21 protein-coding genes are annotated in these 16771 nt (G+C 37.7%); 4 read left to right on the top strand and 17 right to left on the bottom strand.

Translation table 11 applies throughout. The features are described from left to right. Positions 1–286: 286 nt before the first annotated feature. From upp to ACODS7_RS16835, 6 genes are all read right to left on the bottom strand, one after another. Complete coding sequence (gene upp, locus ACODS7_RS16860) at positions 287–916, bottom strand: uracil phosphoribosyltransferase (RefSeq protein ID WP_243168350.1); 630 nt, start codon at positions 914–916, stop codon at positions 287–289. Positions 917–1191: 275 nt separating this feature from the next. Continuing rightward, on the bottom strand, positions 1192–2433 hold the full coding sequence (gene glyA / locus ACODS7_RS16855; protein ID WP_016079652.1) for a serine hydroxymethyltransferase: 1242 nt from the start codon (positions 2431–2433) through the stop codon (positions 1192–1194). Between the two features lie 208 nt (positions 2434–2641). Continuing rightward, positions 2642–3214 (bottom strand): TIGR01440 family protein, encoded by a 573-nt coding sequence (locus tag ACODS7_RS16850; protein ID WP_016079651.1) that lies wholly within the window; start codon positions 3212–3214, stop codon positions 2642–2644. Positions 3215–3280: 66 nt separating this feature from the next. Next, positions 3281–3724 carry a ribose 5-phosphate isomerase B gene (gene rpiB / locus ACODS7_RS16845; protein WP_000869539.1) on the bottom strand — a complete coding sequence of 148 codons (444 nt, stop codon included), beginning with the start codon at positions 3722–3724 and terminating at the stop codon, positions 3281–3283. Between the two features lie 96 nt (positions 3725–3820). Next, positions 3821–4261, bottom strand: a complete 441-nt coding sequence (locus tag ACODS7_RS16840) for a low molecular weight protein arginine phosphatase (protein WP_016079650.1) — start codon at positions 4259–4261, stop codon at positions 3821–3823. Positions 4262–4503: 242 nt separating this feature from the next. Beyond that, the gene (locus ACODS7_RS16835) at positions 4504–5001 is read right to left on the bottom strand and encodes a PTS sugar transporter subunit IIA (protein ID WP_000473665.1); all 498 of its coding nucleotides are present in this window, start codon (positions 4999–5001) and stop codon (positions 4504–4506) included. Positions 5002–5389: 388 nt separating this feature from the next. Here ACODS7_RS16835 and ACODS7_RS16830 point away from each other — a divergent pair, with 388 nt between their 5' ends. The 4 genes from ACODS7_RS16830 (at position 5390) to ACODS7_RS16815 (ending at position 7624) form a co-directional block, all read left to right on the top strand. Next, the gene (locus ACODS7_RS16830; RefSeq protein WP_000968616.1) at positions 5390–5776 is read left to right on the top strand and encodes a DoxX family protein; all 387 of its coding nucleotides are present in this window, start codon (positions 5390–5392) and stop codon (positions 5774–5776) included. 206 nt (positions 5777–5982) lie between these two features. Beyond that, positions 5983–6360: a hypothetical protein gene (locus ACODS7_RS16825; RefSeq protein ID WP_048564291.1), complete on the top strand. Its 378-nt coding sequence runs from the start codon at positions 5983–5985 to the stop codon at positions 6358–6360. Positions 6361–6395: 35 nt separating this feature from the next. Continuing rightward, the gene (locus ACODS7_RS16820) at positions 6396–6755 is read left to right on the top strand and encodes a hypothetical protein (RefSeq protein WP_016079648.1); all 360 of its coding nucleotides are present in this window, start codon (positions 6396–6398) and stop codon (positions 6753–6755) included. A gap of 257 nt (positions 6756–7012) precedes the next feature. Then, complete coding sequence (locus tag ACODS7_RS16815; RefSeq protein WP_016079647.1) at positions 7013–7624, top strand: flavin reductase family protein; 612 nt, start codon at positions 7013–7015, stop codon at positions 7622–7624. A 313-nt stretch (positions 7625–7937) separates the two neighbouring features. Here ACODS7_RS16815 and ACODS7_RS16810 read toward each other — a convergent pair whose 3' ends face one another. The 11 genes from ACODS7_RS16810 to rho form a co-directional block, all read right to left on the bottom strand. Next, positions 7938–8216 carry a DUF3935 domain-containing protein gene (locus tag ACODS7_RS16810; protein ID WP_000197471.1) on the bottom strand — a complete coding sequence of 93 codons (279 nt, stop codon included), beginning with the start codon at positions 8214–8216 and terminating at the stop codon, positions 7938–7940. A 79-nt stretch (positions 8217–8295) separates the two neighbouring features. After that, positions 8296–8427, bottom strand: coding sequence for a hypothetical protein (locus ACODS7_RS16805; protein ID WP_001037634.1), 132 nt, complete (start codon positions 8425–8427; stop codon positions 8296–8298). Positions 8428–8446: 19 nt separating this feature from the next. Continuing rightward, positions 8447–8995, bottom strand: coding sequence for a manganese efflux pump MntP (locus ACODS7_RS16800; protein WP_016079646.1), 549 nt, complete (start codon positions 8993–8995; stop codon positions 8447–8449). Between the two features lie 77 nt (positions 8996–9072). Continuing rightward, positions 9073–10113, bottom strand: coding sequence for an L-threonylcarbamoyladenylate synthase (locus tag ACODS7_RS16795; RefSeq protein WP_050844751.1), 1041 nt, complete (start codon positions 10111–10113; stop codon positions 9073–9075). A 108-nt stretch (positions 10114–10221) separates the two neighbouring features. Further along, positions 10222–10680 carry a GNAT family N-acetyltransferase gene (locus tag ACODS7_RS16790; RefSeq protein WP_088115119.1) on the bottom strand — a complete coding sequence of 153 codons (459 nt, stop codon included), beginning with the start codon at positions 10678–10680 and terminating at the stop codon, positions 10222–10224. A 49-nt stretch (positions 10681–10729) separates the two neighbouring features. Continuing rightward, positions 10730–11593: a stage II sporulation protein R gene (gene spoIIR / locus ACODS7_RS16785; RefSeq protein WP_048564340.1), complete on the bottom strand. Its 864-nt coding sequence runs from the start codon at positions 11591–11593 to the stop codon at positions 10730–10732. Positions 11594–11705: 112 nt separating this feature from the next. Next, positions 11706–12557, bottom strand: a complete 852-nt coding sequence (prmC, locus tag ACODS7_RS16780) for a peptide chain release factor N(5)-glutamine methyltransferase (RefSeq protein ID WP_001267022.1) — start codon at positions 12555–12557, stop codon at positions 11706–11708. Further along, entirely contained in the window at positions 12557–13624 is a 1068-nt protein-coding gene (prfA, locus tag ACODS7_RS16775; RefSeq protein ID WP_000887066.1) for a peptide chain release factor 1, read from the bottom strand. Before prfA ends, prmC begins: the two co-directional genes overlap by 1 nt. Positions 13625–14015: 391 nt before the next feature. Further along, complete coding sequence (locus tag ACODS7_RS16770) at positions 14016–14603, bottom strand: thymidine kinase (protein WP_048564294.1); 588 nt, start codon at positions 14601–14603, stop codon at positions 14016–14018. A 108-nt stretch (positions 14604–14711) separates the two neighbouring features. Further along, on the bottom strand, positions 14712–14957 hold the full coding sequence (locus tag ACODS7_RS16765) for a type B 50S ribosomal protein L31 (RefSeq protein WP_000643435.1): 246 nt from the start codon (positions 14955–14957) through the stop codon (positions 14712–14714). A 276-nt stretch (positions 14958–15233) separates the two neighbouring features. Next, a complete protein-coding gene (gene rho, locus ACODS7_RS16760) occupies positions 15234–16505 on the bottom strand; it encodes a transcription termination factor Rho (RefSeq protein ID WP_001053903.1) in 1272 nt (423 codons plus the stop codon). Positions 16506–16771: the final 266 nt, after the last annotated feature.

The following is a 16771-nucleotide window of genomic DNA, read 5'->3' as shown; positions in this document are numbered from 1 at the left end:
AAATGAAAACGTTCCCCTTCTAAATACTGGTTACATATATGCAATTTCTAACAGTTTTCTCTTTATAATAGAAGGAAATGTTCACAAGTTTGTCACTATTATATTTTCGAGATATAACGCTTTTCTTCCATAATATAGTGTTCCTCAGACGTAAGACTTCTATATTATATGTGATGTGTATGCAACTTATGTTGTATATACGATGTATATTTATCCTCCCCCCCTCCCCTACTTGCTTACAGTCAAAAAAAACGAGCAGAGGAATCCCCCCTGCTCGTCAGTTGTCTTACTTCGTTCCGAATAAACGGTCACCAGCATCACCAAGACCTGGTACTACATATCCGTGGTCATTTAATTTTTCATCTAATGCTGCTACATAAATATCAACATCAGGATGTTCTTCTTGTACTACTTTTACCCCTTCTGGAGCTGCAACGATACACATTAATTTAATTTGTTTCGCACCGCGCTTTTTCAGAGAGTTAATTGCTTCAGCCGCAGAACCACCTGTTGCTAACATCGGATCTAGTACGATAAAGTCACGCTCTTCTACATCCGTTGGAAGTTTCACATAGTATTCTACCGGTTGCAATGTTTTAGGGTCACGGTATAAACCAACGTGTCCTACTTTCGCTGCTGGAATTAATTTCAGAATTCCATCAACCATTCCTAAACCTGCACGTAAAATCGGAATTAAACCAAGTTTTTTACCAGCGATCACTTTTGTTGTCGCTTTTCTTACAGGCGTTTCAATTTCAATGTCCTTAAGCGGAAGGTCGCGAGTAATTTCGAAAGCCATTAAGCTTGCTACTTCGTCCACTAATTCACGAAAATCTTTCGTACCTGTATTCTTATCGCGAATATATGTAATCTTATGTTGAATTAACGGGTGATCAAATACATACAGTTTTCCCATGTGAATCTCTCCTTTAGATGATATTCATGCGTTTGCACGCTTTTTTACACTATTTACGATTGTAAAGAAAACGCTACTAATATTCAAGGGCAAATTTGGCAAAACCATGATTTTACGATGAATCTATCTAGTATCTTTACCAATTATGGGAGCTGTATCCTTCATTATATCGCCAAAATTTATTCATCATTTGTATACATACTTTAAAAATAATATATGTCCACAAAAAAAAAGACCGCCAAAACAATTAAGTCTCAGCAGTCTTCTTCAATTTATTATAGATTTGGATACATTGGGAATTTGCTAGTTAACGCTTCTACACGCTTACGTACTTCTTCTAATGCAGCTTCATTTTCATGATTTTTTAATGTATAAGCAATAAGTGACGCAATTTCATCCATTTCTTCTAAACCGAAACCACGAGATGTAACAGCTGCTGTACCGATACGTACACCACTTGTTACAAATGGGCTTGCTGTTTCAAATGGAATTGTATTTTTGTTCACTGTAATACCAACTTCATCTAATACGTGCTCTGCTACTTTACCTGTGATTTCTAAGTTACGAACATCAATCAGGATTAAATGATTGTCTGTTCCACCAGAAACAAGTGTAAGTCCTTCTTTTTGAAGACCTTCAGCTAAGCGGTTCGCATTATTAATGATATTTTGTGCATATGTTTTAAAATCATCTTGTAGTGTCTCACCAAATGCAACAGCTTTTGCAGCGATTACATGCATAAGTGGACCACCTTGAATACCAGGGAAGATTGATTTATCAATTTGTTTTGCAAATTGCTCTTCACATAAAATCATACCACCACGTGGACCACGTAATGTTTTATGTGTTGTCGTTGTAACGAAATGTGCATGTGGTACTGGGTTTGGATGTAAACCAGCAGCTACTAAACCAGCGATATGTGCCATATCAACCATAAAGTATGCACCCACTTCATCTGCAATCTCACGGAATCGTTTGAAATCGATAACACGAGGATATGCACTTGCACCTGCAACGATTAATTTTGGTTTATGTTCTTTCGCTTTTGCTAATACATCATCGTAATTAATACGGTGAGAGTCAGCATCCACGCCATATTCTACGAAATTATATTGTACTCCACTGAAGTTAACAGGGCTTCCGTGTGTTAAGTGACCACCATGAGATAAATTCATACCAAGTACTGTATCGCCTTGCTCTAAAATCGTGAAGTATACTGCCATGTTCGCTTGTGCACCAGAATGCGGTTGAACATTTACATGCTCTGCACCAAAAATTTCTTTCGCGCGATCACGTGCGATATCTTCTACCACGTCTACGTGTTCACAGCCACCATAGTAACGTTTTCCAGGATATCCTTCAGCATACTTATTCGTTAAAACAGAACCTTGCGCCTCCATTACTGCTTCACTTACGAAGTTTTCCGAAGCAATTAACTCAATCTTTGAACGCTGTCTTCCTAGTTCTGCCTCAATTGCAGCAAATACCTTCTCATCTTGACGTTTTAAATGATCCACCAAAATCCCCCTTTTCTGAACGAATTACATCAATTCCCAACAGTTTTTTCTTATTTATTCAGAAAAAACGAAAATTCAGGTTGTAATTCTTTCGAACCTTCATGTTTTCAACTACATTCTAACATGACTTTCTTATACTATAAAGTCAGACAACATACCTTTTATCTTATGATAAACAGCTACTATATGACTTCCTAATTTCTCATATTTAACGGCAAGTGGTAGTCTCTTCCGCCACCGCGTAAACAGCACGTGCTCCACCAATGAGTTTTCCACGTGTTTTGGCCATTGTTACATGTGCACTTCCAATTGCCTTCACACTTGTACGAACCGGAACAGCTACATGTTTTAAATGCATACCAATAAATGTATCACCAATATCCATTCCTGCATCTGCTTTAATAAACTCAACTACTACCGGATCTTTCAAATTGTGATACGCATATGTCCCTAATGCACCACCTGCTGATCTAACAGGCGTAACTGTTACAATTTCAAATTGATATTTTATCGCTACTTCTCTCTCAACCACTAAAGCACGGTTTAAATGCTCACAACATTGAAACGCTAATTCAATACCTGTTTGCTCTTGAAATTGTTTTAACTCAGAAAAAATCGCCTCTGCTACTTCCATCGTTCCTGATGTTCCAATTCTTTCGCCTAGCACTTCGCTCGTGCTACAACCCACTACAAAAATTTGACCGCTTTGTAATAAAGCTTGTTCTTGGAAATCAGAAAGCGACATTTGTAGCTGTTCTCTTACCTTTACGATTTCTGTCATTACGCCTCTTCCTTTCACAGGTTGGTTCACCAAATTATATTTCACACTACTGATAGTTAGAATGTATTACTTTGTTTCGTATGTTTTAATTTTTCCTACGCGGTTTTCGTGACGACCACCTTCATAGTCAGTTGTTAACCAGATTTTCGCGATATCACGCGCTAGACCAGCACCAATTACACGCTCGCCCATTGCTAGCATGTTAGTGTCATTATGCTCTCTCGTTGCTTTCGCGCTGAAAGTATCATGAACTAACGCACAACGGATACCATTTACTTTGTTTGCTGCGATTGACATACCAATGCCTGTCCCACAAACTAAAATACCACGATCCACTTCACCATTCGCTACCATTTCAGCTGCTGGAAACGCAAAGTCAGGGTAATCAACAGAACCAGCTTCACATTCACAACCTAAATCAACATATTCAATATTTAACTCTTCTAATAAATTTACAAGTTCTTTGCGGATATTCATACCGCCGTGATCAGATGCTATTACTACTTTCATTTTTACCCCTCCAAAGTTTCAATCAATTATCTTCATTTCACACTCGCTACCTCAATAGGACGAAGTGATCTCCAATATCGTATTATACACGAAACATCAACCTACTGAATGTTTTTTCAGTAAAGTTTGTACAAGTTTTTCCATCTCATCTAACGTTTCTTTATAAATAGAAAGCGAGCCTCCAAATGGATCTGAAATGTCCTTGTCTATACCTTCAGTTAATCCATATAATGTATTCAACTTCTTTTCAACGCTCGGATAATGCCCAAATACAATTTGTTTATGATTTTCTGTCATCGTTACGACAATATCAGCCCAATCAAGCAAAGTTTCGTTTACTTGCTGCGCGGCATGATCAATTGAAATTCCTTTTTCAGCTAAAGCTTCTTTCGCATGTACCGATGCATCGCTCCCAGGATAGGCAAAAACACCAGCAGATTGCACTTCAAACCTATCTCCTCCGTGATGACGAAGCAACGCCTCAGCCATTGGACTACGACATGTATTGCCAGTACAAACAAATAACACTCGTTTCATCCAAACCCACCCCTATATTCGATTTCTTACCACTCATCATAACTTACATTAGAATAGAACAAAAGAAATGTGAATATACAAAAGGCGCATTTCTCTTATATTTTTTCTAAGAAAAATGCGCCTTATCCACATATATGTGAAACCCTATTTCCAAGTGCCTAGAGTATTTTAACATACCTACTGAATATGCAACAAAAATAAGGAATCCATTTCATACGAAGCGGATTCCTCTTATACGACAATTATTTCATTGTAACTTTCATTACTTCTGTTGAACCTTTTGTAGCTGCTACGCCTACAGTTGTCTTAATAGACTCAGCTGCATCTGTGTTTGTAATAACGATTGGAGTAATTGTGCTTTTCGCTTTTTCACGGATTAATTCTAAGTCGAATGAGATTAATTTATCTCCCGCTTTTACAGCTTGGCCTTCAGAAACGTGAGCTTCGAAACCTTCGCCTTCCATTTTTACAGTTTCTAATCCAACGTGGATTAAAATTTCTGTTCCGTTTTTCGCTTTAATTCCGATAGCATGTTTTGTGTGGAATAATTGTACGATTTCACCATCAACTGGAGATACAACTACACCTTCAGTAGGATCGATTGCAACACCGTCACCCATCATACGACCAGCGAATACTGGATCTGGTACTTCTTCAATATTTTTCACTGCTCCAGTTAATGGAGCTACGATTGTTTCTTCATTTGTTTTTGAACCAAGACCGAATAATTTTTTAAACATAGGATAGTCCTCCTTATAATTTACCTAAAAGTTTATAGGGCAATCCCTAGTAAAGCTCGGGATACATGTAAGACTTCATACTTCGAATATTATACTGTAAAAACGCTTTCGAAATAAATTACGTCATTACTAATAGACTCTTATTGTAGCGCTTCACAAAATTCCAGTCAATTCTGATTGTCTGAATAACAATAAGAAGTTAACTTCTATTTATATTTTCTCTTTTTTTGCCCAACTTGTCTAGAGGTCTTTACCACATTTTATTTTTTGTTGTTAATTTGTAAAATTTAATTCAAACTTTTTTCAAAATCCACTTGACTAAAGTAAGCAACTATTTTATTATTACTTACATAAGGTAAGTTAATAACTTTTAGGGAGTTTTTTAAAAATGATGGATTTCGGTCTACTTATTATTCGTCTTATTATAGGAATTACATTCATGGGTCATGGTGCTCAAAAATTATTTGGTTGGTTCGGCGGTTACGGTTTAAAAGGAACAGGTGGCTGGATGGAGTCAATCGGTTTACGCCCTGGTGTATTTATGGCATTTATGGCTGGCGCAACTGAATTACTAGGTGGTTTCTTATTCGCATCAGGTATTTTCATTGTAGTTGGTTCATTATTTATCGTTGGAACAATGTTAATGGCTATCTTCACTGTTCACGGAAAAAATGGTTACTGGGTAACACAAAATGGATATGAATATAACTTAATGTTAATCGCTGTTGCTGTTGGTGTAGCTTTAATCGGACCTGGCGCATACGTTTTACTTTAATTTTTATGTCATGTTACTCTTCATCCCCCAAGAAATCAGCTTGGGGGATTTCAGCATTCCTTTAATCTATAATTTTTTTCACTAGGAAAATCCAATACTTTTCATTGAAGAAATTTTTAAATTCCAACTCATAGGACAACCCCCAATCACACTTAAAAGCCAAACATATGCTACTAGTATTAAATATAATAAGGGGGAAAAATCTTATGAAAAACCACGATAAAAAACTTCTAGAAGAAGAAATGGATCCAACTAACGAAAATGATAATGAAAGCAAAGTAAAAGCGAAGGCTAAAAACAAAAATAAGAATAAAAACAATAATAATCTTGCTAATCAAGGTGGACAAGCTGGACTCGAATTAACAGCGACTGGTGGTGGCCAAATTAGTGGAAAAGGTGGAACAAACGTAAGTCAAGGTGGACAAATTGCTAAAAAAGGCGGACAGAATGCGAATCAGATGGGACAAGTTGCTAGAGAGGATAGTGAAAACATAATCAAAAGAAGCGAATTCGAGGCTGGTGTTGCCGACGGCGAAGAAAGCGCTGATGAAAACATTTCAGCATCGGCGGAAGATGGGCTTTAAGCTGAGCAGAAAAAAAGATAGGAGCGAACATTCTTATGGCGAACCGTCGTTCTCAAAAATATAAAAACACTAACACAGAACAAACAGAAGCAACTTCCTCCTTCAAACTCAGCAAAGATGATCTTCCAATTGAAATTCACATCCACGTCAACATTTACAACTACAATGACAACAACAATAACCTTGCAAATCAAGGAGGGAAGGCTGGATTTACAATAACAGCTGATAGAAATGGACAGATTAGCGGAAACGCAGGAACAAATGCTAGTCAAGGCGGACAAATTGCCAAAAAGGGTGGACAAAATACGAGACAAACAGGACAAGCTGCTAAAGAAAATGATGAAAATAAAATTCAAGAATCACGTCCTACACTTTTTTTACCGCCGTTCTCTTAATTAGCACTTCCATTTCTAAAACTTTCGCTTTATCTTAGTTCCATCATTGTTTGTCATTTATAAATTAAATCCTTATTTGGCATATAAATGACAAACACACTTTGTTGCATCAAAACAGCAATACTTATTCTTATCGACATATACATTTTTTGTCTCGTTTACAAAAAAGCCAAAAATATATTTTTCCAGCAGGAGTTTTCCACTAACATCTTGTAAACAAACAATAAGTCGTCATATTTAGAAAGGGGATTTTAAGCATGTTATCCATTAATCCAAATGAACAATCGGAAAAAGAGAATTACAAATTATTAACGGGAAGCATCATTCCACGCCCAGTCGCATTCGTTACTTCTGTAACAAAAGACGGTGTATTAAACGGCGCACCATATAGTTATTTCAATATTGTCGCTGCTAATCCACCACTTATCTCCGTTTCTGTACAACGAAAAGCCGGAGAAAGAAAGGACACTTCCCGAAACGCAATTGAAAAAGGTGAATTTGTCGTACATATTTCTGACGAATCATATGTAGCAGCAATTAACGAAACAGCAGCCAATCTCCCGCCAAATGAAAGTGAAATTGAACTAGCAAAACTAACACCAATTGAAAGTGAAGCCATCTCCGTTCCAGGTGTAAAAGAAGCAAATATTCGAATGGAATGCGTATTAGAACGTGCAATTCCACTTGGTGGAACAGAAGACTCACCAGCTTGTGATCTACTAATTGGACGCGTCGTTCGTTTCCACGTTGCCGAACATCTATATGAAAAAGGGCGCATTCACGCAGAAGGACTCAAGCCAATAAGTCGCCTAGCAGGACACAACTATGCAAAATTAGGAGAACAATTTGAATTGGTTAGGCCAGTTTAAAAGTGGAAGTGGCCCGTTTAGCTCTGACCAGCTAAGGTTCTCTCGCACAAAAGGTGCTTTTTACCTTTCGTGCGGGAGGTTCTTAGATGCGAAGAGCTGGCCACTGGAACTGGATAATATCTAAAAGCAGAAGCGGCCCGTTCAGAATGGGAGGGGGATGGAGCTTCTGACGTAGAGGCGCTTTTTGCCTCGCAGGAAGACGCGAAGCCACCAACCATTCTAGCCGCTGGAACTGGATATATTTAAAAGCAAGGCAGCTCAATTCCTGCCATCACTCAAACATAAAAATCCCCTGCTTTAGCAGGGGATTTTATCATTGTAATTCTTCCTTCTTTTCCTCTAAAGTAGGCAGTTTTTCTTTTTTCGGTTTCCCTAGCTTAATTACGAAGAAGTATAAGGAAAGCAGTGTAATAAGAAAAACAATTAAAAACGGGTACGGAGAGTAAAAGGCACGCGCCGCCTCAGTCTTTCCCGCAACAAATTTCAATGACTCAATATCTAAAAACTCAGCAAACATTTGTACACCGAGCATACTAAACCAAAAAACAAAAAAACTAATAATAATACCAAAAACTTGCTTCAATCTCGTCATTCATCTCATCCTTTCTATATCTGTAATTTTTAGTGCAATAAATATAGTACAAACAAAATATTCACAGAAAGGAACTATCTCACCATTCACGAATTAACTTAATCCAACCTAACATCGAAATTTGCAAAATAATACCCCAAATTATAAGTCTTCTTAGCCATCGAGGAAAGAAGGTTAAAAACTTAACATACCATTCCAATAGCTTGTTCATAATTCCCTCCTACATAAAATTATATAGGAAAAAGGATATATAATCCAAATCCAACCAGAATGATACCACCTACTATCTCACCATATGTACCGAGCATATCTTTCGCATGTCTACCAATTAATAAACCAATCCACGCTAATAACATGCTAACAAATCCAAAAAGTAATATCGTAATAATTGTTTGTGCCCCATAAATACCAAGACTAAGCCCTACTGAGAAACTATCTATACTAACGCCAAATGCAAATACGAATAAACTAATTCCAATAGGGGCAGTTCTAGTCTCTTCATTTTGTAAAATGGTCGAATATACGATATAAAACCCTAGTCCGATTAATAAAATAGCACCCGCAAAATGTGCAATATCTCCATACTTCTCTGATAAAAAACGACCTAGTACCATTCCTATAAACGGCATAATAATATGAAATATCCCTATCGTCATACCAATATACAGGATTTGTCTTAACTTTAGGGGCATCATCCCCATACCAAGACTCACCGAGAACGCATCCATCCCTAAGGCGAATGCCATAATTATTAAAGGTATTAGCTCTTCAAACGTCATTCATGCCCCTCCTTGGACGTGCTACTTCACAATATGCTTATCCAAGGAGAAATATTCTGTTTGCTAATCGTACCTTATCATTCAATAATAATATGATGTCCTGCCGCTTTTGTTAAACGATTCATAATAGCATTCCCTATTCCTTCATTAGGGAACGACTCACTAAAAATAACATCCACTTCACTTGCATCAAATGTTCTAAGTACATCATATAATTTAGTCGCAACGCTAGCTAAGTCACTTCGAACACCACAAGATAATATAACATCTGCGCTATATACATGCTGATACTCTTCCGTCGTTAATACGCCTACTTTAAATCCTTCTTCCTTTTTCTCATCTACAAGATGCTGAATAAACTCACGTGAGCCCTCAACAATACTAAGTGGTGCTTTCGGCGCATAATGTGTGTATTTCATTCCAGGTGATTTCGGTTTTTCCTTCTCATCCTTTAAAGCTGGATCTAAAGAAACGGTACCTATCACTGCTTCTAATTGTTCTTTCGTAATCCCACCTGGACGCAATATTGTTGGAACCGTGCTTGTACAATCAATTACAGTTGATTCAACGCCTACTCCAGTTGCACCACCATCAACAATACCTGCGATCTTCCCATTCAAATCTTCATATACGTGAGAAGCTAGTGTTGGACTTGGACGCCCTGAACGATTCGCACTTGGTGCCGCAACAGGTACATTCGCCTCTTCAATAAGAGCAAGTGCAACTGGATGATCAGGCATTCTTACCCCGACCGTATTAAGTCCCGCCGTCACCCTCTCTGAAATCCCTTCTTTTCTCGGCAAAATAATTGTTAATGGTCCTGGCCAAAAATGCGCCATTAACTTCTCTGCAACTGGTGGAATTTCTTTCACAATTCCATCTAACTGAGATTTTGTACCTATGTGGACAATGAGTGGATTATCACTCGGTCTTCCTTTCGCTTCGAAAATTTTCGCGATTGCTTCATCATCCATCGCGTTTGCACCTAACCCATATACTGTTTCCGTAGGGAAAGCAACCGCCTCATTTTCTCTTAATAATTTTGCTGCTTCTTGTAACTGTGGATAATATTTTTTTCTTTCCACAACATTATCCACAACCCACATATTTGTATGCATTTTTTTCCACGTCCTTTTCTACCCTTAAATACTTGTCTATTTTTAGTTTACTATGAGATTTATCCAAAAGACAAACAAGGTTTATCCACAAAATGTGGATAAACCTAATTAATCCGTGGATAACTTTGTGAATAGCTGACAATTTAGTATTATTGCATTCTGCTCTTTTATATTTTTACAAAAATGTTCTAACTGTTGAATTCCCTCTGGAACCTCATCCTTTTCTATAGTAAAAAAGTCAAAAAACTGAAAGATCGGCACAGATTGTGGATGGTTTGTTAGTAAGTACAATTGTTGAACATTTTTTTCTTTCATATACTGCAAAAACATTTCAAAAAAATATAAGAAAGTCTGTTTATCCACATGAGGTGTGAATAAACAAGAACGAATAAGTACATCTTCCCCACTTTGTTCATAACCAATTACAGCTCGTATTTCTTCCGCCTCTTCCAAAATCATAAATTGTGCGTACAACTCATTTATTTTATCATCTTTTTTATTAGCTTGTCCGAAAAAAGAATGTAATCTTTCCACATCTACTTTCGTAGCAAAATACACTTTCTTCATAATAAATCCCTCCTCATTTTTATATATGAGGAGGGATTTATTAATAGTACTATTTAGAGAATAAAGATGTAAAAGCTTCTACAATAAACAATTTAACTTCTGGCTTTTCTTCTTCCTCTTCTACTTTTACATACTCATTTTGCTTTTCTTGTTTTTTCTCCACAGGTTTCTCCACTTTTTCCACAGTTTTTGTTTCTTCTTTACTTACAGGCTGCTCTTCAACTTTTGTTTCATTTTTTACTACTTTCTTTTCAGAAGCTGTTACTTTTTTTACTACTTCCTGTTTTACAACTTTCGTTTCTTTTACCTTATCCACTTTCTTCTCTTCTGTATTTACTACTTCCTCATCTAGTTGTTTCACCTGCTCCTCTTCAGGAGATTCCGCCTTCACAACATGCTCTTCTTTTCTTACAGCTGTCCCACTCGAAAAATCTAAGAAACACATTGGTGGAAATAATACACACCACCAGTTCGCCCCTTCACCTTCTCCAATTGTGATCAATACTGCTTCATATTCTCCTGCTGGATAAATAAAATTCCCATATACCTTTGTAGGAAACTTTACATTCTTACTAAATTTCACTTGAAATGATTCTTTACTTCCTTCTCTTTTTAACGTATTTTCCACCGTTTTCTCGATTTCTGGAATATGACCTTGAATTACTTTGCGTGCCTCTTCAAATGAAGTTAAATCCGCTACCCATCCATCAATTTGTGCTTTTACTTCATCACGCACTTTACGCTTTAATGCCTGGTCTTTATCTGAATCACTATTTGCTAAAATTCGCAATCGAACGGCCTCTTTCGGAATAACTGAAGGCCCTTTTGCATCAGCTTTCATATATCCAAACTGCACAAGTAACTGTGCACCAATTAATAATATAAGAAGATAAGCAATAACTTGTTTTTTCATTTCCTCCACCGTCCCTTCTACAAACAGTGTGGACAGACTTTCATATTTCTAAACTATTAAATTCAAAATCTATATGAATTTTCCTACAAAAAAATAGAGTAAGGTGTGAACCTTACTCCATCTCTGCAAATACCATACGGTCTTTTCCGTTAATATCAAAAACAACCTCAACATGGGCATGTGGAAAAGCTTGTTGTAACAATCTTTTTACATCCTCACCTTGTCCTACTCCAATTTCAAACGCTACAATTGCTTTCTCCTGCAACACATTCGGCAATTCTTCCATAAAACGGCGATAAAAATCTAATCCGTCTTCTCCACCAACAAGCGCTCTCTTCGGCTCATGCTCTTTCACAACAGGAGAAAGACCACGCCAATCCTCTTCCGGTATATATGGAGGATTTGAAACAACAACATCTAGCTTTTGACCCGTTTTATCAAATGGTGACAATAAATCACCGTGATAGAACGTTACTTCTGCACCTAAAGCTTTTGCATTTTCTTTTGCAACTTCAATCGACTCTTGTGCAATATCTACTGTATACACGTGGAGATTTTTATTTTCTAAAGCAAGCGTAATAGAAATCGCTCCACTACCTGTTCCTATATCTGCTACATGTAGTTCCTTGTCGCCAAAATGGCGCTCAATTCTTTCTAATACTCCTACTATAAGCTCTTCTGTTTCCGGTCTTGGTATTAATACTTCTTCATTCACAAAGAACGACCGGCCATAAAACATTTCATAACCAATCATATATTGAATAGGAATACCTTCTACATGCTTGTGGATAAACTCCGTAAAGCTTGCCTCTTGTTCCTCATTTATTTCTTCACGCATATTCATAAGTAATCCTGTTCTGTTCATCTTTAATACATGACAAAGGACAATTTCTCCCGCATTTTCATCTCGTCCATTTTCCTGTAAAAAAGAAGAAGCCCATTTCAGGGCTTCATAGACACGCATTACTCAGCTGCCTCCATCCTTTGAGCCTGATCTTCCATCACTAAGGCATTGATGAAATCATCTAACTTACCTTGTAAGATTTGATCTAGCTTTTGAATCGTTAAACCGATTCGATGGTCTGTAACACGGTTTTGCGGGAAGTTATACGTACGAATACGCTCTGAACGATCACCCGTACCAACAGCTTGTTTACGGTTTTGATCATATTCAGCTTGTGCTTCTTGTCTAAACTTATCATAAACACGTGCGCGTAATACTTTCATCGCTTTTTCTTTATTCTTAATTTGTGATTTCTCATCCTGACAAGATACAACTACACCAGTCGGTAAATGCGTTAAACGTACCGCTGACATCGTTGTATTAACACTTTGTCCACCAGGACCACTAGAAGCAAATGTATCAACACGAACATCTTTCTCGTGAATGTCGATTTCTACTTCTTCTGCCTCTGGTAATACAGCTACAGTTGCTGTAGATGTATGAATACGTCCACCAGATTCCGTTTCAGGAACACGTTGTACACGGTGAGCACCATTCTCGAATTTCAGCTTCGCGAAAGCACCTTTACCGTTAATCATAAAGATAATCTCTTTATATCCACCTAACTCTGTATAACTAGCCTCAATAATCTCCGTTTTCCAGCCCTGCACCTCAGCGTAACGGCTATACATGCGGTATAAGTCACCAGCAAATAAAGCGGCCTCGTCGCCACCAGCAGCCCCACGAACCTCAACGATAACGTTCTTATCATCATTAGGGTCCTTTGGAACTAGTAAAATTTTCAGACGTTCTGATAACGTTTTTTCTTGTGATTCTAACTCAGAAACCTCTTCTTTTACCATGTCACGCATTTCTGCGTCTAACTTCTCTTCTAACATTGCTTTCGCATCTTTTAATTGCTCACGAACATCCTTATACTCACGATACACCTCTACCGTTTCCTGTATATCAGACTGTTCCTTTGAATATTCACGAAGTTTATTTGTATCGCTAATAACCTCTGGGTCACTTAACAATTCATTTAACTTCTCATAACGATTTTCTACAGCTTGCAAACGATCTAACACATCATTCACCTCTACATCCTAGTATCTAATACAAATAGTATATGGTACTTACTCAAAAAAACGCAAATTATATTTAAAAGCGTAAGCGGCTTGCTCAGAATCGCAGGCCATTGGAGCTCTCGACCTTGAAGCGCTTTTTGCTTCAAGCGAGAGAGTGAAATGGCCGGAGATTCTAGCCGCTGAAGCTAGATAATATATTTTAAAGTGCAGGTGGCTCTTTCAGCTCTGACCAGCTAAGGTTCTTTCGACCTAAAGGTGCTTTTTACCTTTCGGGCGGAAGGTTCTTAGCTGCGAAGAACTAGCCACCAGAACTAGATATATTTAAAAGCGTAAGCGGCTCACACCAACCACACTCTCTATTCTGAAAAAAACTCGCCTTGCGCAGCGAGTTTTACTTATCTTTGTTTGTAGGAACTGCATGACAATGACGACAGCGCGGTTCATACGATTCTGAAGCCCCAACTAAAATAATCGGATCATCAAATGCCGCTGGATCTCCATCAATTAATCGTTGTGTACGACTTGCCGGAGATCCACATGCAGAACATACTGCTTGTAGCTTTGTTACATGTTCAGCAATCGCCATCAGCTGAGGAACTTGTCCAAATGGTAGACCACGGAAATCTTGGTCTAAACCAGCTACAATGACACGATAGCCACGATTTGCCAATACTTGCACCACTTCCACAATGTCCCCATCAAAGAATTGCACCTCATCGATTGCAATTACATCCATATCTTCAGTGATATGTTCAAATATATCTTTTGAAGCTGAAACAGGAACTGCTTTCACCTTTAATCCGTTATGTGATACAACGTCTTCTTCACTATAGCGATTATCAATACATGGTTTAAATACAATTGCATGTTGTTTCGCAAATTGCGTACGGCGCACACGGCGGATTAACTCTTCTGATTTACCAGAAAACATACTACCGCAAATCACTTCAATCCAGCCATTTTGATTTATTAAGTACATGAAGCTCTCCTTTCATCTACTTTTTAGTTAAAAGTAGGGTAAAGGTATAATATTTTCGCAAAAAAAACAGACAAGCGAATACATACACTTGCCTGTTTTATGTTTTTATTACTTGATACCGTATTTCTTATTGAAGCGATCAACGCGTCCGTCTGCAGTAGCAAACTTCTGACGTCCAGTGTAGAATGGGTGAGAATCAGAACTGATCTCAACTTTTAGTAATGGATAAGTGTTACCATCTTCCCACTCAACAGTTTCGCTAGAGCCTTTAGTAGACCCGCTTAAGAATTTGAAGCCTGTGTTTGTGTCCATGAATACAACTTTCTTGTAATCTGGGTGAATTCCTGCTTTCATTCTTTTCATCTCCTTCCGCCCTGAATCATTTTCGAAACAGAGTTTTTCATCTTCAGCTGCATACACAACTATATTGATGAAACACATATGATGAAATTATAACAAGGCTAACTTCATTTTGCAACTACCTGTTTTTGTCTTTTGAAATTTAAAGTGGCGGGGGCTCGTTTAGCTCTGACTGGCTAAGGTTCTCCCACTTATTTCTCTCTTTAATATCACCTAAAAGGCATAAAAAACTCGCTTACTATAAAATAAGCGAGTCCCCATCTTTTCCCTTTACTTAGTTGTTACATATCTTTTCGAGTCTGCAACAATGTTTTGTAAAAATTCTTCGTTTGTCTTCGTTTGGCGAAGCTTACGTAAGAAACTTTCAACAAAGTCTGGTGTATCACGCATTGTTTTACGAATACCCCATAACTTGTCTAAATGCTCTTTTGGAATTAATAGATCTTCTTTACGTGTACCAGAACGACGAATATCAATGGCTGGGAAGATACGACGTTCAGCTAACGAACGATCTAAGTGAAGTTCCATATTTCCAGTTCCTTTAAATTCCTCGTAAATAACATCGTCCATACGAGATCCTGTATCAACAAGGGCTGTTGCTAAAATCGTTAAGCTACCGCCCTCTTCAATATTACGTGCAGCTCCAAAGAAACGCTTCGGTCTATGGAAAGCCGCTGGGTCGATACCACCCGATAATGTTCTACCACTTGGCGGAATAACAAGGTTGTAAGCTCGCGCTAAACGGGTAATACTATCCATTAAAATGATAACGTCTTTTTTGTGCTCTACAAGACGCATTGCACGTTCTAACACAAGTTCAGCTACTTTAATATGATTTTCTGGTACTTCATCAAAAGTAGAACTTACAACGTCGCCCTTAACAGAACGTTCAATGTCTGTTACTTCCTCTGGACGCTCATCAATTAAAAGCACAATTAATTCTGCTTCTGGATGATTTGTTGTAACACTGTGTGCAATTTCTTTTAATAGACTTGTTTTACCAGCCTTTGGAGGCGCAACAATTAAACCACGTTGTCCAAATCCAACTGGTGCGATTAAATCCATGATACGTGTCGGTAACTTTTTCGGTTCCGTTTCCAATTTCATTTGGCGATCTGGGTATAATGGTGTTAATGCAGGGAAATGCACACGCTCTTTTGCTGAATCTGGATCATCTCCGTTTACAGCTTCAACTTGTAATAACCCAAAATAGCGTTCATTTTCTTTCGGAGGTCGTACTTTACCAGAAACTTTGTCTCCATTACGTAAATCGAAACGACGAATTTGCGAAGCTGAGATATAAATATCTTCTGAGCTTGGAGAATAGTTGATAGGACGTAGGAATCCAAATCCTTCTGATTGAATAATTTCTAATACGCCTTCCATGAAAAAGAAACCTTCTTTTTCTGCTCGAGCTTTCAAAATAGAAAAGATTAACTCTTTTTTCGTTAACTTGCTATAATACGAAATCTTAAATTCTTTCGCAAGCTCGTATAACTCTTTTAATTTCATGTTTTCTAATGCTGCAATTGACAAATTCATTCAGACACCACACTTTAACGTTATTCTCTTTTTTCATGGGTAAAGGGAAAAATACGGAAGGCAAATAATTAATAATGAAAGGCAATAAGTTCAAGTAGGGTAATATTCACTATTGTAACCCTTTTATCTAGTTTTAATCAATACGTTGGAACACAAATACAAGAAGCGAAGACAAGAAAATTTGTCTTCGCTTCTTATTTAGTTTAGTTCCAGCTCCGATAGTTAAAAAGGTCGACCATTTTAACCTTTCTGAACGAGCCGCTTAC

Source organism: Bacillus sp. FG16, assembly GCF_057809515.1.
Note: the sequence above shows the minus strand (reverse complement) of the source record. Positions and strands in the feature narration are given on the sequence as shown.

Excerpts from the sequence above, each read along its gene's own strand:
- upp (WP_243168350.1), bottom strand. The coding sequence starts at position 916 with ATGGGAAAACTGTATGTATTTGATCACCCGTTAATTCAACATAAGATT.
- ACODS7_RS16850 (WP_016079651.1), bottom strand. The coding sequence starts at position 3,214 with ATGACAGAAATCGTAAAGGTAAGAGAACAGCTACAAATGTCGCTTTCT.
- rpiB (WP_000869539.1), bottom strand. The coding sequence starts at position 3,724 with ATGAAAGTAGTAATAGCATCTGATCACGGCGGTATGAATATCCGCAAA.
- ACODS7_RS16840 (WP_016079650.1), bottom strand. The coding sequence starts at position 4,261 with ATGAAACGAGTGTTATTTGTTTGTACTGGCAATACATGTCGTAGTCCA.
- ACODS7_RS16835 (WP_000473665.1), bottom strand. The coding sequence starts at position 5,001 with ATGTTTAAAAAATTATTCGGTCTTGGTTCAAAAACAAATGAAGAAACA.
- ACODS7_RS16830 (WP_000968616.1), top strand. The coding sequence starts at position 5,390 with ATGATGGATTTCGGTCTACTTATTATTCGTCTTATTATAGGAATTACA.
- ACODS7_RS16825 (WP_048564291.1), top strand. The coding sequence starts at position 5,983 with ATGAAAAACCACGATAAAAAACTTCTAGAAGAAGAAATGGATCCAACT.
- ACODS7_RS16820 (WP_016079648.1), top strand. The coding sequence starts at position 6,396 with ATGGCGAACCGTCGTTCTCAAAAATATAAAAACACTAACACAGAACAA.
- ACODS7_RS16815 (WP_016079647.1), top strand. The coding sequence starts at position 7,013 with ATGTTATCCATTAATCCAAATGAACAATCGGAAAAAGAGAATTACAAA.
- ACODS7_RS16810 (WP_000197471.1), bottom strand. The coding sequence starts at position 8,216 with ATGACGAGATTGAAGCAAGTTTTTGGTATTATTATTAGTTTTTTTGTT.
- ACODS7_RS16805 (WP_001037634.1), bottom strand. The coding sequence starts at position 8,427 with ATGAACAAGCTATTGGAATGGTATGTTAAGTTTTTAACCTTCTTTCCT.
- ACODS7_RS16800 (WP_016079646.1), bottom strand. The coding sequence starts at position 8,995 with ATGACGTTTGAAGAGCTAATACCTTTAATAATTATGGCATTCGCCTTA.
- ACODS7_RS16795 (WP_050844751.1), bottom strand. The coding sequence starts at position 10,113 with ATGCATACAAATATGTGGGTTGTGGATAATGTTGTGGAAAGAAAAAAA.
- ACODS7_RS16790 (WP_088115119.1), bottom strand. The coding sequence starts at position 10,680 with ATGAAGAAAGTGTATTTTGCTACGAAAGTAGATGTGGAAAGATTACAT.
- spoIIR (WP_048564340.1), bottom strand. The coding sequence starts at position 11,593 with ATGAAAAAACAAGTTATTGCTTATCTTCTTATATTATTAATTGGTGCA.
- prmC (WP_001267022.1), bottom strand. The coding sequence starts at position 12,557 with ATGCGTGTCTATGAAGCCCTGAAATGGGCTTCTTCTTTTTTACAGGAA.
- ACODS7_RS16770 (WP_048564294.1), bottom strand. The coding sequence starts at position 14,603 with ATGTACTTAATAAATCAAAATGGCTGGATTGAAGTGATTTGCGGTAGT.
- ACODS7_RS16765 (WP_000643435.1), bottom strand. The coding sequence starts at position 14,957 with ATGAAAGCAGGAATTCACCCAGATTACAAGAAAGTTGTATTCATGGAC.
- rho (WP_001053903.1), bottom strand. The coding sequence starts at position 16,505 with ATGAATTTGTCAATTGCAGCATTAGAAAACATGAAATTAAAAGAGTTA.